General features: G+C 63.2%; 16 protein-coding genes. 5 read left to right on the forward strand and 11 right to left on the reverse strand.

Features of this window, described 5'->3' with window-relative positions; translation table 11 throughout:
• Positions 1 to 10: 10 nt before the first annotated feature.
• Positions 11 to 250, reverse strand: a complete 240-nt coding sequence (locus tag AC1D09_RS09215; protein WP_477661691.1) for a hypothetical protein — start codon at positions 248 to 250, stop codon at positions 11 to 13.
• 559 nt (positions 251 to 809) lie between these two features.
• On the opposite strand from AC1D09_RS09215, the gene AC1D09_RS09220 reads away from it, so the two are divergent.
• The 3 genes from AC1D09_RS09220 (at position 810) to AC1D09_RS09230 (ending at position 2,916) form a co-directional block, all read left to right on the forward strand.
• Positions 810 to 1,124 carry a hypothetical protein gene (locus tag AC1D09_RS09220; RefSeq protein ID WP_477661692.1) on the forward strand — a complete coding sequence of 105 codons (315 nt, stop codon included), beginning with the start codon at positions 810 to 812 and terminating at the stop codon, positions 1,122 to 1,124.
• A gap of 193 nt (positions 1,125 to 1,317) precedes the next feature.
• On the forward strand, positions 1,318 to 1,626 hold the full coding sequence (locus AC1D09_RS09225; RefSeq protein ID WP_477661693.1) for a hypothetical protein: 309 nt from the start codon (positions 1,318 to 1,320) through the stop codon (positions 1,624 to 1,626).
• Between the two features lie 126 nt (positions 1,627 to 1,752).
• Positions 1,753 to 2,916: an alpha/beta fold hydrolase gene (locus AC1D09_RS09230; RefSeq protein WP_477661694.1), complete on the forward strand. Its 1,164-nt coding sequence runs from the start codon at positions 1,753 to 1,755 to the stop codon at positions 2,914 to 2,916.
• A gap of 54 nt (positions 2,917 to 2,970) precedes the next feature.
• Here AC1D09_RS09230 and fabG read toward each other — a convergent pair whose 3' ends face one another.
• The 3 genes from fabG to AC1D09_RS09245 form a co-directional block, all read right to left on the reverse strand.
• Positions 2,971 to 3,714, reverse strand: a complete 744-nt coding sequence (gene fabG, locus AC1D09_RS09235; protein WP_477661695.1) for a 3-oxoacyl-ACP reductase FabG — start codon at positions 3,712 to 3,714, stop codon at positions 2,971 to 2,973.
• A gap of 41 nt (positions 3,715 to 3,755) precedes the next feature.
• The gene (locus tag AC1D09_RS09240; RefSeq protein WP_477661696.1) at positions 3,756 to 5,903 is read right to left on the reverse strand and encodes a 3-hydroxyacyl-CoA dehydrogenase NAD-binding domain-containing protein; all 2,148 of its coding nucleotides are present in this window, start codon (positions 5,901 to 5,903) and stop codon (positions 3,756 to 3,758) included.
• Positions 5,904 to 6,021: 118 nt separating this feature from the next.
• Entirely contained in the window at positions 6,022 to 7,230 is a 1,209-nt protein-coding gene (locus tag AC1D09_RS09245) for an acetyl-CoA C-acetyltransferase (protein WP_477661697.1), read from the reverse strand.
• A gap of 123 nt (positions 7,231 to 7,353) precedes the next feature.
• On the opposite strand from AC1D09_RS09245, the gene AC1D09_RS09250 reads away from it, so the two are divergent.
• On the forward strand, positions 7,354 to 8,517 hold the full coding sequence (locus AC1D09_RS09250; RefSeq protein ID WP_477701023.1) for an acyl-CoA dehydrogenase family protein: 1,164 nt from the start codon (positions 7,354 to 7,356) through the stop codon (positions 8,515 to 8,517).
• 66 nt (positions 8,518 to 8,583) lie between these two features.
• On the opposite strand, the gene AC1D09_RS09255 is transcribed toward AC1D09_RS09250, so the two are convergent.
• Positions 8,584 to 9,627 (reverse strand): OmpA family protein, encoded by a 1,044-nt coding sequence (locus AC1D09_RS09255; RefSeq protein ID WP_477661699.1) that lies wholly within the window; start codon positions 9,625 to 9,627, stop codon positions 8,584 to 8,586.
• Positions 9,628 to 9,831: 204 nt separating this feature from the next.
• Positions 9,832 to 10,236 carry a GFA family protein gene (locus AC1D09_RS09260; protein WP_074574115.1) on the reverse strand — a complete coding sequence of 135 codons (405 nt, stop codon included), beginning with the start codon at positions 10,234 to 10,236 and terminating at the stop codon, positions 9,832 to 9,834.
• A gap of 68 nt (positions 10,237 to 10,304) precedes the next feature.
• Here AC1D09_RS09260 and AC1D09_RS09265 point away from each other — a divergent pair, with 68 nt between their 5' ends.
• On the forward strand, positions 10,305 to 10,832 hold the full coding sequence (locus AC1D09_RS09265; RefSeq protein ID WP_477661700.1) for a MarR family winged helix-turn-helix transcriptional regulator: 528 nt from the start codon (positions 10,305 to 10,307) through the stop codon (positions 10,830 to 10,832).
• 22 nt (positions 10,833 to 10,854) lie between these two features.
• Here the strand turns inward: AC1D09_RS09265 and AC1D09_RS09270 are convergent, their stop codons facing one another.
• From AC1D09_RS09270 to xylF, 5 genes are all read right to left on the reverse strand, one after another.
• Positions 10,855 to 11,025, reverse strand: coding sequence for a hypothetical protein (locus tag AC1D09_RS09270; protein WP_175456022.1), 171 nt, complete (start codon positions 11,023 to 11,025; stop codon positions 10,855 to 10,857).
• Positions 11,026 to 11,116: 91 nt separating this feature from the next.
• Positions 11,117 to 12,313 carry an ROK family protein gene (locus tag AC1D09_RS09275; RefSeq protein ID WP_477661701.1) on the reverse strand — a complete coding sequence of 399 codons (1,197 nt, stop codon included), beginning with the start codon at positions 12,311 to 12,313 and terminating at the stop codon, positions 11,117 to 11,119.
• Positions 12,314 to 12,329: 16 nt separating this feature from the next.
• Positions 12,330 to 13,127: an ATP-binding cassette domain-containing protein gene (locus AC1D09_RS09280; RefSeq protein WP_477661702.1), complete on the reverse strand. Its 798-nt coding sequence runs from the start codon at positions 13,125 to 13,127 to the stop codon at positions 12,330 to 12,332.
• 1 nt (position 13,128) lies between these two features.
• Positions 13,129 to 14,316, reverse strand: a complete 1,188-nt coding sequence (locus AC1D09_RS09285) for a sugar ABC transporter permease (protein WP_477701024.1) — start codon at positions 14,314 to 14,316, stop codon at positions 13,129 to 13,131.
• Positions 14,317 to 14,408: 92 nt separating this feature from the next.
• The gene (gene xylF / locus AC1D09_RS09290) at positions 14,409 to 15,425 is read right to left on the reverse strand and encodes a D-xylose ABC transporter substrate-binding protein (RefSeq protein ID WP_477661704.1); all 1,017 of its coding nucleotides are present in this window, start codon (positions 15,423 to 15,425) and stop codon (positions 14,409 to 14,411) included.
• Between the last annotated feature and the right edge of the window lie 133 nt (positions 15,426 to 15,558).

Below are 15,558 nucleotides of genomic sequence, written 5' to 3' on the forward strand. Positions count from 1 at the left end.
GGCAAGGCGCCTAGCGGGGCAGGGGCGCGTCCGCCAGCAGCCTGCCCATGGCCTGCTCGAATGCGGCGTCTTCCCTGCATTGCTCGATTTCCGCGGCCGTCGGCGCGGGGCCGGTACCCTGCTGGTGCGCGGCCATCTTCGCCGCCAGGCTGTTGTGGCGCTGCTCACGCGCGGCACTGTCGGCGTGCCGGGTTTTCTCGAGGGCGGCATCCCCGGGAAGGGGCAAACGGGTGGGCAGAACGGCGGGCATGTGTTTCCTTGGGTGTTGACTGAATACTGACAGGTCAGGCGCCCGCGCGCCATGTCATTTTGCACAGCTTCGCTGGGTAGTTTCCCGAGGACCGACGCCGGGCTGGTGAATGCGCAATAAGTCACGGGCCTGCCCCGCGCCCAGTACCTCCATCCGCGTACCCCATTTGTGCAACATACAGGCCGGCCCTGCCTCACTACCATGCACCGCACAGTTCATCCGGCCGCGCATCCACAGTGGTCCGTCAAAGGATGTCTGCCTCGAAGCTGCATGGCTCCCATGAGGTCTTTATCGCGTGCCTTCAAAGGAGGAAACCAGATGTCCGGATTCAGAACGTTCAACCACACCCACCAACCCATGTGGGTCACCATCTACACCGTGGGTCGCGGTTTTAAGGAAGATTGGGGCAATGTCGATGCGGGAATATTCCGCGACTGGAATAGCGGAACCTACCTTGACGGGTCTGGGCCCATCCGATCCCTACGAACGGGTTCTGCTTGGAGGCGACTCCGGTGTTTATTGATCCAAACCCCTGGTCCGCACCGACAACTTTCTCGATGTGCCCGTATGGATCACGATCTACACCGGCCCGGGGCAGACAAAAACGGATTACGGTGACGTCGAGAAAGGCGCCACGCGCGATTGGTCTTCGGGTGTGCAGGGTGAGTATTCAAGCCATTCGATTCTGACCGTGCTCGCGGAATGGACGCCTATTGCCGCGCCCCTGGACAGGACACTCCAGGCGGCACCCCCGGCGAAGCAGGCGTCCCTCAAGACCAGCCGGGTGTTTGGCTTGAAGGCAAACGGCGTCGCCCACCTGCGCCTGGAAATGAAGGATGGAAAAGTGACCTGGACGAATGTGGGTGGGGAATAAGCCCTTGGTGGGAGCTCCCGTGGCCGTGTGGGATTAAGCCATCAGCGGCCCGGGCTGGTTTTCGCACCGGAAAACAGGAACTAATTTCGGTGAAAAATTCCCTTTATTCCCGAGGCTGTTGACGCGCTCCTGCCATAACGCATCATCCTCCCATCGCTGATTCACCTGCCTTGCAGGACTCACATCACAAGCCATGGGCACGTTTACTTCCCAGCCGGAACTTCCTGAAAAAGTAGCGCTCGCTTTTGTCGATGCCACGGCGGCGCGGTGGTCGATCCCGCAGGTTGAACTCTATGAAAAAGAGGCTCTGGTGATGGTGACGGTTGAAACACTGCCATCAGACGGGAAAGAAGTTGATGTGGCCGTCAAACAAGCCGTTGCGCGGGCGCTCAACAAACTGATCCCCCCTGACTCCGACCACAAGCTGGGGCTTTGGATGGTGGTCTTTTGTTGCGAGGGCCATGTGTATGACACGATTCATCCGAGTGAGTTTAATGATTGAACAAGTCGTGAATTCCGGTCTCCCGTAAGCATCCCGACATCACTCATCAGTCCTCTATTTGTAGGGTGTGCGTGATTCCTTCTCCCTCTAGCATCACATCAAACAGAACTTCCGGGAGGGGTAAAAATGCGCAGATTCGCTGTATGGACGCTGTTCGTGCCTTTGCTGTTCGCTGGTTGTGCGATTTCTCCGCAAGAGCCGGGAACCGTGCTCATCCGTCCTTCGAATGAGAAGCACTATCTTGTTACCACGCTGGAATCGCAAAAAGCAGCGCTGAGCCAGCAGGCGCTGATGCATTGGGAGTATGCGGTGATGAGTGAGAATGCCTATCACCGAAGTGATGTATTCCCGATAGGCGAGGCGCAGCGGGAGCGCCTTTCCCTCTGCAACACCGAAAAGATGAGCGCGGAAAAATTGCTCGCCATTGTCAAGCGAGCCGATCCTCGTGAGAAGTTCGCGGAATTCGCAAGCGACGGAGCGCAGACTTTGTTGGCGCGGGCCAAATGGACCGAGTGGAAAGATTTTTTCATGTCGGACGAAACCTGGTGCGCGGCTGTCCGGGAGGGGCTGGCCTTCAAGGTTTACGAGCGCGCGGACCCGCTGGATGGCGTGCCCGTTGTCGTTATCAGCTTCAGGGGGACGGTGTTCAACTATGGTGTCAACTGGCGCGCGAATCTGCGCTGGTTCGGGCAGCAGCTTACCGATTATCCCGATGCCAATGAGGTCGTCCGTACCATGGTTGCAGACGAGTTCGCGGCAGAACTGATCCGCAGGCACCCCGGATTGCTGGAGAAAAAGGATGGCCTTCGAATTGTCATAACGGGACACTCGCTGGGTGGAGCGCTCGCCCAGCAAATGGCATATGCATTTCCACCCGCCAGGTTTTCTCTTGAACAATATCCGTCTCTCAGGACCACAAAAGTCGTGGTCTTTGACTCATCGCCCGTGAACGGTTGGGTCTCTGTTGATCCGGGACTTCGGGAACGCAATGCAGGTGGGCTGGAGGTGACGCGGGCCTTTCAGCACGGCGAGGGCCTGGCCTATCTGAGGCTGGTACTTGGGTATTTTTATCCAGTATCGGATGGCCGTTGTGATCTCGAAGGGAAGAACTGCCGGGAGCCAAAAATCAGCGAGGTACGGTATTTCGTTGAATGCCCTCCCAAGCAAGTCAGTCAAGAGGGAAAGAGCTTGCTGTCGATCTTGAGCGTACCGGTTGAGAAACACTCGATGCAGCTTCTGGCTTGCGGGATCGCAAGCGCTGCGGGGCAAAAACCCTCAAATTATCCTTAGCTTGCCGATTGGTACGCTTGCAGGGAGAGGGCGAAGAGCATCCGTTTGCGCCCTTTAAACCGACATCCCCCCAGACACCTCGATCACCGCCCCATTGACATAACTCGCCTCGTCGCTCGCGAGGAAGGCGTAGACATTGGCAATCTCCTCGGGCCGGCCCAGGCGCTTGAGCGGTACATGAGCTTCCATTTCCTTGAGGACTTTTTCGGGGATGGTGTCCAGGATGTGTGTGGCGACAAAACCCGGCGCGACGGCATTGACGCGCACGCCCTTGGGGCCCAGTTCGCGGCTCCAGGTTTTGGTGAAACCGATCACGCCGAACTTGCTGGCGGCATAGTTGGTCTGGCCGAAGTTACCGTAGATGCCGACGACGGAGCTCGCATTGAGGATCACGCCGCTGCCCTGGGCCACCATGGTGTCGGCCACGGCCTGCGCGCAGTGAAAAACGCCGCGCAGGTTCACGTCGATCACTTTGTCGAATTGTTCCAGCGTCATTTTCTGCAGGCGCGCGTCCTGGGTGATGCCGGCGTTGTTGACCAGCACGTCGATACGGCCGAACTGGTCTTTGACCTTGCCGACCACGGCGTCGACCATGGCGCGCTGGGTCACGTCCATCACAAATCCAACGGCCTGGGCGCCCAGGCCCTGGCACTGTTTGACGGCGTCATCGACGCCGGCCTGCCTGACGTCGCAGACGATGACGGTTGCCCCTTCTTTCGCGAACTTGAGGGCGGTGGCCAGGCCTATGCCCTGGGCGGCGCCGGTGATGAGGCTGATCTTGTTCTGGAGTCTTGGCATGAAATGGTCGGGTGAGGTGAATAAAAAGGGGAGGGTGCCGTTCAATACACCGGCTGGTGTTTGCGGATCGTATCCTTGACTGTATCGGCCAGCGCAAAGCCAGGCCCGAATTTGGCGGCCAGCTCGCCGCAGCGCGCGATAAAAGTGTCAATACCCATGCCGTAGATGAATTGCATGGCGCCACCCGTCCAGGCCGGAAAGCCGATGCCGAAGATGGAGCCAATGTTGGCGTCGTGCACGGTGGTGAGCACGCCTTCGCTGAGGCAGCGGGCAGTCTCCACGGCCTGGCGGTAGAGCAGGCGGTCCTTGAGTTCCTGGATGTCCCAGGCCATGCCGGGTTTCTCGAACAGGGGCTTGAGTTCGGGCCATAGCTGCTTTTTCGCGCCGGGCTCGCTGGGATAGTCGTAGAAGCCGCCACCGGCCGCGCGGCCCGGGCGCTTCAATTCCTTCACCATGCGCTCGACCAGCAGCTCGCCCGGCGTGGCGGTATAGCGCTTGCCTTCGGCGCTGAAGTCGGTGCGGGTCTGGTCCAGCACGTGCACGCTCAGCGAGAGCGCGGTTTCATCGAGCACGGCCAGCGGGCCCACCGGCATGCCGGCCTGGATGCCGGCGTTCTCGATGGCTGCGGCCGGTATGCCTTCACCCAGCATGGCTGCGCCTTCCATCACAAAGGTGCCGAAGGTGCGGCTGGTGTAAAAGCCGCGCGAGTCGTTGACCACGATGGGGATCTTGCCCAGGGCCTGCACATAGTCGAAGGCGCGGGCCACGGTTTCGTCGTCGGTCTGCTTGCCGCGGATGATCTCGACCAGCTTCATTTTGTCGACCGGGCTGAAGAAGTGGATGCCTATGAATTTTTCGGGTTTGTCGCTGGCCGTGGCCAGGCTGGAGATCGGCAGGGTGGAGGTGTTGGAGGCAAAAAAGCCGCCGGGTGCGAGCAGGGGTTCGGCCTCCTGCGTGACCTTGGCCTTGAGGTCGCGCCGCTCGAACACGGCTTCGATGATGAGTTCGCAGCCGGCCAGGTCGGCGGCCTGGCCGGTCGCGGTGATGCGCGCCAGCAGGGCACTTTGTTCGGCGGCCGTCATGCGGCCTTTCTCGACGCGGGGCGCGGTGATCTTGCTGCTGTAGGCCTTGCCGGCCTCGGCCTTCTCCTGGCTGACGTCCTTGAGCACGGTGTTGATGCCCCGGCTGGCCTGGGCATAGGCGATGCCCGCGCCCATCATGCCGGCGCCCAGGATGCCAACCTTGCCGGGCCTGAATTTCGGCATCCGGGGCGGGCGCGACTGCCCGCTCTTGATGGCGTTCATGTTGAAGAAAAAGGTGTTGATCATGGCCTTGGCGTTGCTGCCGGTCATGAGCCTGGCGAGGTAGCGGCTTTCGATGCGCAAAGCGGTTTCCAGGTCCACCTGCGCGCCTTCGACCATGCAGGCCAGGATGGCTTCGGGCGCGGGGTAGAGGCCGCGCGTCTGCTTTTTGAGCATGGCGGGCGCGACGCTGAGGGCTGCGGCGATCTTGGGGTTGGCCGGTGTGCCGCCGGGGATCTTGTAGTCCTTCGCTTCCCAGGGGTGCTGCGCCTGGGGGTTGGCGGCCAGCCAGGCCAGGGCCTTGGCGCGCAACTCGCCCGCGTCGGCCACGAGTTCATGCACCAGGCCCAGCTCCAGCGCCTGGCGCGGGCCAAAGGTCTTGCCTTCGACCAGGTAGGGCTGCGCGCCCATCAGGCCCAGGTGGCGCGTCATCTTGGTCACGCCGCTGGCGCCGGGCAGCAGGCCCAGGGTCACCTCGGGCAGGCCGAACTGGGTCTTGGGGTCGTCCACCGCCACGCGGTAGTGGCCGACCAGCGCGACCTCCCAGCCGCCGCCCAGCGCCGTGCCGTTGAGGTAGCTGGCCACGGGAATGCCCAGGGTCTCCAGGGTGCGGAAGTTTTTCTTGACGCGTTCGACTTCGGCATAGGCCTTGGGTGCATCGGCCGGCGTGAGGCGCATGACCGCTTTGAGGTCGGCGCCGGCAAAAAAGGTCGATTTGGCCGACGCCAGGATGATGCCCTTGAGCGATGCCTTGTCTTTCACGACCTGGGCGGTGACTTCGCCGAGGTCCTCCTGCCACTGCAGGCACATGGTGTTGACGGGGGAGTTGGGCTCGTCAAAGGTGATGCTGGCAATGCCGTCGCTGACTTCGTAGTGGATGGTGTTCATAGCAGGCGCAGGGAAAGGTGGGTCTTCGCGGGAAACACCGCGGAACCGGCTTTGCCGGGCCGCTGGTGTTGCCCCCTTGAGGGGGAGGCGGCTGCGCAGCAGACGCTTCGGGGGGGAGTCATATCCTTTCCACAATGGTCGCGATGCCCATGCCGCCGCCCACGCACAGTGTGGCCAGGCCGTAGCGCAGCTTGCGCCTGTGCAGCTCGTCGACCAGGGTGCCCAGGATCATCGCGCCGGTGGCGCCCAGCGGGTGGCCCATGGCGATAGCGCCGCCGTTCACATTGACCTTGTCATGCGGCACCTTCATCTCTTTCATGAAACGCATCACCACAGCGGCAAAAGCCTCGTTGACCTCGAACAAATCGATCTGGTCCACAGAGAGGCCGGCCTTGGCCAGGGCCTTGCGCGTGGCCGGCATGGGGCCGGTCAACATGATGGTCGGGTCGGCGCCGCTGAGGGCGGCAGCGACGATACGGGCGCGCGGCTTGAGGCCGTGGGTTTTGCCGGCGGCCTCGGAGCCCACCAGCACGGCAGCCGCGCCGTCGACGATGCCGGAGGAATTGCCGGCATGGTGCACATGCTGTATGCGTGCGACCTGGGGGTAGCGCTGCAGCGCCACGGCGTCAAAACCCATGTCACCCAGCTGGTCGAAGGCCGGCTTGAGCGAGGCCAGGCCTGCTAGCGTGGTCTGCGGCTTGATGAATTCGTCCTCGCCCAGGATGGTCTGGCCCAGGAAGTCCTTGACCGGCACGATGGAGCCGGCGAAGTAGCCGGCGGCGCGGGCCTTGGCTGCGCGCTGCTGGCTTTCGAGCGCGAAGGCGTCCACGTCGGCGCGGCTAAAGCCTTCGAGCGTGGCGATCAGGTCGGCGCCTATGCCTTGCGGCACAAACAGCGTGGCGCTGTTGGTTTCGGGGTCTTGCGCCCAGGCACCGCCGTCGGCGCCAATCGGCACGCGGCTCATGCTTTCAACGCCGCCGGCCACTACCAGCTCTTCCCAGCCGGAGCGCACCTTCTGCGCGGCCAGGTTGACGGCCTCCAGGCCCGAGGCGCAAAAGCGGTTGACCTGCACGCCCGAGGCGCGGAAGTCCCAGCCGGCCTTGAGCGCAGCCACCTTGGCGATGACGGCGCCTTGCTCGCCCACGGGCGAGACCACGCCCATGACCACGTCGTCGACGGCGGCGGTATCAAAGCCGTTGCGTCGCTGCAGGTCGGCCAGCACGCCGGCCAGCAGGTTGACGGGCTTGACCTCATGCAGGCTGCCGTCTTTTTTGCCTTTGCCGCGCGGCGTGCGGATGGCGTCATAGATAAAGGCTTCTGTACTCATGGGGTTTTCCTCGGGGGAGGGCAGGGATGATTCGGAGGCGGGCAAGGAGGCTCATGCAGTATATTCATTTCACAAAGCAGACGCTTTGTATAAATACTCCAGGTTTTCCCCACAGGTGACACCATGATCGAACGCAGCCTTTTCAGCTCCGACCACGAAGCCTTTCGTGATGCTTTTCGCCGCTTTATGGACAAGGAAATCGCGCCCTTCCACGAACAGTGGGAAGAGCAGGGTTATGTGGACCGCAAGGTCTGGAACAAGGCCGGCGAAAACGGCTTTTTGTGCATGACCATGCCCGAGGAATACGGCGGCGCCGGCGCCGACAAGCTGTATTCGGTGGTCCAGATGGAGGAACTGGGCCGCGGCGGCTTTACCGGCATCGGCTACAGCCTGCACAGCGAGATCGTCGCGCCTTACATCCTGCATTACGGCACCGAGGCGCAGAAGAAAAAATACCTGCCCAGGCTGGCCAGCGGCGAGATGGTGGGCGCCATCGCGATGAGCGAACCCGCGGCCGGCTCGGACCTGCAGGGCGTGAAGACCACGGCGCTCAAGCAGCCCGACGGCAGCTATCTGCTCAACGGCAGCAAGACCTTTATCACCAACGGCTGGCATGCCGACCTGGTCATTGTGGTGGCCAAGACCGATCCGGCCGCCGGCGCCAAGGGCACCAGCCTGATGCTGGTGGAGCGCGGCATGCCGGGTTTTGAGACCGGCAAGCGCCTCAAGAAGCTGGGCATGAAGGCGCAGGACACTTCGGAGCTGTTCTTCACCGACGTCAAGGTGCCGGCCGAAAACCTGCTGGGCGGCCAGGCGCATGAGAACCGCGGCTTTATCTGCCTGATGGAACAACTGCCCTGGGAGCGTATGCAGATCGCCATCACCGCCGTGGCCTCGGCCCAGGCCGCGATCGACTGGACGCTGGCCTACGTGAAGGAACGCAAGGTCTTCGGCCAGCCGGTGGCCAGCTACCAGAACACGCGCTACACCCTGGCCGAATTGCAGACCGAGGTGCAGGTGGCGCGCGTGTTTGTCGACAAATGCGCGGAACTGGTGGCGCAGGACAAGCTGGACACCGCGACCGCCAGCATGGCCAAGTACTGGTGCACCGACCTGCAGTGCAAGGTCATGGACGAATGTGTGCAGCTCTTCGGCGGCTACGGTTATATGTGGGAATACCCGATCACGCGCGCCTATGCCGATGCGCGCGTGCAGCGCATTTACGGCGGCACGAATGAAATCATGAAGGAAGTGATTTCACGGGCCATGGGCCTGGGCGCGAAATAAACATTTGCGCAGCGCAAAAGCAAAAGCCGGCAGGCGCCGGCTTTTGCGAAGGCTGAGGCGCGGCTTTCAGTTGACGCGGCGCTCGATAACGATTTCCTCGACTTCCACGCGGCGGTTGGGTGCCAGGCAGGCGATCAGGTCCTTGAGCTTGCGGTCATGGCAGGTCACGACGGGGTTGCTTTCCCCTTTGCCGACGGCGGTCAGGCGGCCGGTGTTGACCCCTTTGCTGCCCAGGTAGCTCTTCACCGCGTCCGCGCGGCGCTGCGACAGTTTAAGGTTGTAAGCGTCCGAGCCGATGCGGTCGGTATAGCCCGTCACGGTGATGTTGCCGTTGAAATTGCCGCCCATCAGGGTTTGCGCGATCTGGTCAAGCTTGGGTTGCGGGCTTGCCAGTTCGGCGCTGTCAAAGGCAAACAGTTCGGTGGCCGACAGCGTCACCTTCTCGAAGCGTGCCGGCGCCGGAGGAGGTGGTGGTGGCGGTGCGGTGACCGTTGGCTCGGGCGCCGGTGGCGGGGTGTACTGCGCGGTCACGGGACGCGCCGGCTTGTCGAAGTAGTAGCTCAGGCCGACATTCACGGTGTTGGTGTTGGCGTGGTCAAAGCCGAAGGTATTGCCGCGAAGGTAAGTACGAGTCCGCCTCAGGTCTGCCTGCATGAACCACTGGTCGGACAGCCCCAGCTGGAAGCCCAGACCAAGGTTGAGGTAGGGCGATGTCTTGCTGGTATTGGGCAATTTGTCCCGCTCGGCGCCAATGCCGGCCAGCAGGAAGGGCCTGAAATTGCTGCTGCGGTTGAACATGTACAGCCCGTCCACGCCCAGCGTGTCCTGCTCAAAGCGCCGGCCGTTGTTGTTGGCGCGGGCTATGCTGCCGCCTATCTGCATGTCCCAGGAGGGAGAGACCGCCTTGCCGAAACGCAGGCCGAGGCCGCTGAGGTTCTTGTTGCCGTTGAACCGCGAGTCCGGGTCTACCACGGTGACCTGCGGCATGATGTACCAGGACGGGTTGGGGATGTCGTACATCGAGGGCGTGGTTTGCGCCATCAGGGCGCCGGGACTGAGGCAGGCCAGCAGGGTCGCTGCGGCAAGGGGCGCGAGATGGTTGAGCTTCATGGTTTCTCCGGAAAAGGGCGGTTTAGGTGTTGGTTCTTACGCCCGGCGTTTGTTTGTCCGGGCGTGTTGCAACACTACGCTTGCAAATTCCGCCGTATGTGAGACGTGGCGACTAGATGTCATGAGACAGCGCCTACGTCGCATGGCATAACCTGCACGGCGCACAGCCGTGCCGGCTGTGCGGGCGGGTTTTCTGCGCGGCTCTTACAGGTGCCGCGTTTCGGCGGGTTTGTTCCACCAGGCGTTGTTGCGCCCATCGGCGTAATTGACCGGCGCGTTGATGAGTTCCTCCGGCTCGGCATTGTCCAGGGCGGCGATGTTGATGGACACGTAGTCGCCGCCGATCTGCTCGATGTAACCCCGGCCGAAAGGGCGCACGCCGCAGTGCTTGCAAAACAGGTGATGGCCGCTTTTGGTGCCGAACTGGTAGTCGCTCAGTTCGCTTTCGCCGGCGAGGAGCCGGAAGGCGTCGGGCTTGATGATGGCGCCCCAGTTACGGGTTTTGGTACAGATAGAGCAATTGCAGCGGCCCGTGCCCTTGCTGAGGTCGATGTCGGCTTCAAAGCGGACGGCGCCGCAGTGGCAGCTTCCGGTATAGGTTTTCAGCATGGTGGCATTCCTTTCGGGCGGGCAGGTTGATGTTGGTGGTGATGGGGCGAATATGACAGAATGTTGTCATGTCTGGAAGTATAGTTAAACGACAGCATGCTGTCAAATCGGAGGCCGCCGCAGGCGAGGTCGAGCGCACGCCGGCCGCCAATACCCTGAGCTGGCTGGTGGTGCAGGTGATGCAGCTCAACGGCCTGTTGACGGCGGCCGGCGACGCGCTGGCGGCGCCGGCCGGGCAGACTTCGGCGCGCTGGCAGGTGCTGGCCGCGGTGGAGGATGCGCCGCTGTCGGTGGCGCAAATTGCGCGGGCCATGAATCTGACGCGGCAAAGCGTGCAGCGCGTGGCGGACTTGCTGGTGGAGGAGGGCCTCGCCGCCTATCAGGACAACCCGGCCCATGCGCGCGCCAAGCTTCTGCGGCTCACGCCCAAGGGCCGTAAAGCGCTGGGCACCATACAGTCGGGCCAAAAACGATGGGCCAATGCCCTGGCCGCGGGTATGGATGAAAGCCAGTTGCGTGCCGCGAGCGCCGTGCTGGGCCAGTTGCAACAGGCCTTGAGGGCGCAGGAAACCTTGCCGGAGTCCCCTCAGGAATAGCCGGGGACAGCCGTGCCTGCGCTTAGGACGGGTCTTTGCTGCGCGTGCGGCTGACAGCGCTGAAGATGCCTATGCCCAGGAAGATCAGCGCGCCTATGCCGATGTAAAGATGCGGCACGCCGGCTTCCACGGCGCCCCAGATGACACCGGCCAGGAAGATCACGAACCCGAGCATGTAAAGCGCAAAAGACATTTTTTTCTCCACAAAATGTTGTGCACCCACTGTGCGCGCCCAGGGGGTAGCACCCTATCGGGGAGAAGCGCTGATGCGTGTCAGCGCAGGCCTACCGCTCGTGAACGGGCTCGCCGGAAGTGTGCGGCGCCTGGTAAAGCGGCTGGCCCCGACCCGGGCGGCCATTGCCCACAATGCGGCCTGACGGATGCATGGGGCGCAGGTACTGGTGCAGCACCAGGGCGGCGGCCCCGACCGCTGAAGCGAGCAGGCCGTAGCGCGCGACACGCACCGTGGGAGCGCTGACGCCGGCATCGGTGGCGTAGTTTTGGAGCGTTTCCTGGGCAACCTTGACCATGTCGGGAAAGCGCAGGCATGAGGAGCCGCCCACCACCAGCACGCTGGGGTCAAAGGTGGTCCACAGGTTCTGCAGCAGCACGCCCAGGTAGTGCCCTGACCGGCGGGCATCCGCCAGCTGGCCCAGGGCGCCCGAGCCGATGAAGGCCTCCGCGCATCCGCGCCGCCCGCAGGAGCAGGCGGGCCCATCGAGCTCCAGGACGCTGTGGCCGATCTCGCCGGCCATGCCCCGCATGCCGGTGAACAGCCTGTCGTTGAGCACAATGCCCGCGCCCACGCCCACGTCACAGCTCACAAAAATCAGTGAATCCTTGCCGTCGTTCTCGGAGAACTCGTATTCGCTCAGCGCGGCGGTGTCGGCTTCGTTTTGCACATGCACCGGTACCGGCGGCAGGCCGGCCTGCGTCAGCGCCTGGGTGATCTGCGGCAGGAAGTCCACGTTGCGCCAGCCCAGGTTGGGGGCAAAACGCAGCACGCCCGTGGTTTCGTCAAACGCGCCCGGCAGGCCTATGCCCACACCCGAGAGTTGCGCGCCGCGCGACACCAGTTGCGCCTGGGCCATGACCACGAGGCCGGCGACCTGGCAGCAGACGTCTTCGGGCCGGGTGCTGCGCAAAGGCTCCTGTGTCGACCACAGCACCTTCCCCAGCAGGGACACGCTTGCCACACGCACGGTGTCGACCGCCACTTCCACGCCGATCAGGCCGCGCGACTGGCCGTCGATCTGCAGGGGCGTGGAGGGCCGTCCCACACCGTTGGCGGCGGCCATGCTGATCTCACTGAGCCAGCCTTCGTCAATGAGTTCGCGCACCAACAGGCTGACGGTCGACTTGGTCAAGCCGCTGTGGTTGGCCAGTTGCGCGCGCGAGCGGCTCGGCTGGTTGCGCAGCAGGCGCATCAACACGCTGCGATTGATACGCTTGACGAGTTGCTGGTCGCCTGTGGTTTTCATGGACGATGGCATGGTATCAGGCGCTACGGTGCGGGGCCTGTTCGCGCCCTGGCGGCGGCTTGCCGGCGATGATCATGCCGAGGATCTGGTCCTCGTCCAGGTCGGCCGTGCGGTAGGTGCCGACCAGGCGGCCGTTCTTCATCACCGAGACGCGGTCGCTGAGCGAAAACACATCGTGCATGTCGTGCGTGATCAGGAAAATGCCCACACCTTCGGCCTTGAGCTGAAGCACCAGGTTGGCCACCATGGCGGACTCTTCCGGGCCCAGGGCGGCGCAGGGCTCGTCCATGATCAGGATGCGGGCATTGAAATAGATGGCGCGCGAGATGGCCACCACCTGGCGCTGCCCGCCCGACAGGCGCCGCACCGGGGTGTGGATGTTGGTGAAGTTTTTATTCAGGCGGCCAAACACCTTGCGTGCCTGTGCCTCCATGAAGTAGTCGTCCAGCGTGTTCCAGGCCGTCATTTTTTCGCGGCCCAGGAAGAGATTGGCCACGGCGTCCAGGTTGTCGGCCAGGGCCAGCGTCTGGTAGATGGTTTCTATGCCTTCCCGCTGCGCGTCGGCCGGGGTCCGCAGGTTCACTTTCTGTCCCATCACGTGGATTTCGCCCGAATCGACGGGGAAGGCACCGGCCAGCATTTTCATCAGGGTCGATTTCCCCGCGCCGTTGTGGCCCAGCACGGCGACCACTTCGCCCGCATACAGGTTCAGGTTCACGCCGTCGACGGCGTGAACGCCGCCAAAGGCCTTGCGGATGTCCTTGAACTGGACCAGGGGTTCATTGGTGGGTTGCATGGTTGGCGTGGTTTGCATGTCAGCTTTCCTGCGCCCACTTGCGGTAGAGCACGTCGAACACCACCGCCACAATCAGCACCTGCCCGATGATGACCATGCGTTTCCCGATGGAAACATCCAGCAGCAGCATGCCGCTGTCCAGCGACTGCATGATGAGCGCGCCCAGCACCGAGCCGATGATGGTGCCGCTGCCGCCGGCCAGCGCGGTGCCGCCTATCACGGCCGCGGCGATCACGAACAGCTCCATGCCGGTGCCCAGCGAGTTGGTGCCGGCGTTCAGGCGGGCCACCGACACGATGGCCGCGATGGTGATGAGCACGCCGAGCAGCGCGAACAACATGAGCGTGACCCGCTTGACGGGTATGCCGACCAGCACCGCGGCGTCGGGGTTGCCGCCCATGGCGTAGACGTAACGGCCAAAACGGGTGCGCCGGGCGATGAAGGACATCAGCACCGCCACGGCGGCCCAGATGAGCACGGGTATCGGGATACCTTGGGGTGCGTCCTTGTTGGTGACCTGGTAGCTGTTCATGGCCGCGGCAAACGCGGCCAGCAGGGCCACGGGCGCGGCCACCAGCAGAACGTCCACCCACACGGGCTGCTGGGGCATCCCGTGGCGTGCCGAGGCGCGGCGGCCCAGGACCCTGCGGACCACCAGCACCAGGCTGACGCAGGCGGTGAGGACCCAGGTGGCGGTCACCCCGATGCTGCCGTCATAGCCGCCGCCCAGCTGCAAAAAAAACTCGTCGCTGACCGGCTGGGTCTTGCCGTCGGCCACCAGGAAGGCCGCGCCGCGCAAGGACATCAAACCGCCCAGCGTGACCACAAAAGACGGCACGCCCAGCATGGCCGTCAGCCACCCCTGGTACACCGACACCACGAGCGCCGCGGCCAGCCCGGCGAGCGACGCCGCCGGCCAGGACCATCCCAGGGTGTATTGAAGGTAGGCGATGAGCACGCCGACAAAACCGATCACCGAGCCGACCGACAGGTCGATGTGCCGCGCCACGATGATCAGCACCATGACGGTGGACACGATGCCCACCACCGCGGTTTGCTGGGCGATGTTGTACAGGTTTTCAGGCGACAGGAAAATGCCGCCCGACAGGGCCTGGAATACGCCCGCCAGGGCGGCGAGCACGCCGCCCATGAAGACCAGCCGCCAGTCGATGGCGGTGTCGCGCGGGATTCGAAAGGGCAGTTGCATGGTTTTGGGGGTGCGGCGCTCCCGGGCAACCTACAGGCCGGTTGCCTTGCCCGCTTGCGCGGAACGGGGAGCGGGTGCCTGGAAGGCCTGTATTACTTGCAGCCGGCGACGTTGCCGGTGACGCCCTTGCAGAGCTCGTCTTTTTTGATCCAGCCGGCCTTGAGCACCACGTCGAGGTTGTCGCGGGTGATGGGCACGGGTTTCAGGAACTGGGCCTGCAGGGCGATCTTTTTCTCGCCGCCGTTCCAGGAGCTTGCGCCCTCGACCGGTTTGCCGGCACCGAGATTGACCGCCGCACTGGCCGCCTGCTTGCCGAGGTCGCGGGCGTCCTTCCAGACCGACACGGTCTGGGTGCCCATGGCCACGCGGTTCAGGGCGGCAAAGTCACCGTCCTGGCCCGATACCGGCACACCCTTGAGCCCCTTGGCGCTCAGCGCCGCCACCACGCCGCCGGCGGTGCCGTCATTGGAGGCGACCACGGCATCGACCTTGCCGCCGGTCTTGGTCAGTATCTGTTCCATGTTTTTCTGCGCGACTTCGGGCTTCCAGCCCTCGGTGTATTCCTCGCCCACGATCTTGATGTCGCCTTTCTTGACGGCGGCGTCTATGACTTCCTGCTGGCCTTCGCGCAGGAAATTGGCGTTCGGGTCGGTGGGGGAGCCCTTGATCATCACGTAGTTGCCCTTGGGCTTGGCCTTGAACACGGCACGGGCCTGCATGCGGCCGACTTCCTTGTTGTCGAAGGTGATGTAGAACACGCCGGGCGCCTCGATCAGGCGGTCGTAGGCGATGACGGGCACTTTCTGTTTGGCGGCCTTGTTCACGGCGGGCAGGATGGCGTCCTTGTCCATGGCCAGCACGATCAGCACCTTGGCGCCCTTGGCCATCAGCCCGTCAATGTCCGCCAGCTGTTTTTCGGGAGAGCCCGCGGCATCCGCACTGATGTACTTGGCGCCCAGCTTTTCAAGCTGCGTCTTGATGGCGGCCTCATCGGTTTTCCAGCGTTCCTCCTGGAAGTTGGACCAACTGACGCCTACCGTCACCTGCGCAAATGCGCCGGCGGCGGCCAGGCTGAGTGCGATGGCAGTCAGGGAAGCTTTGAATTTCATTGAGTGTCTCCGATAGTTTTTGCCCGGTCAGGCATGTGTTTTTGAGCTCAGATCAATCCCGGTGGTCGTCTCACTGCCTGCGCAGCACTTTGGAATTAGTTTGGACGACGCACTAATTATGTGAAGCTGAAAA

The organism is Polaromonas sp. P1_A2, from assembly GCF_056406895.1.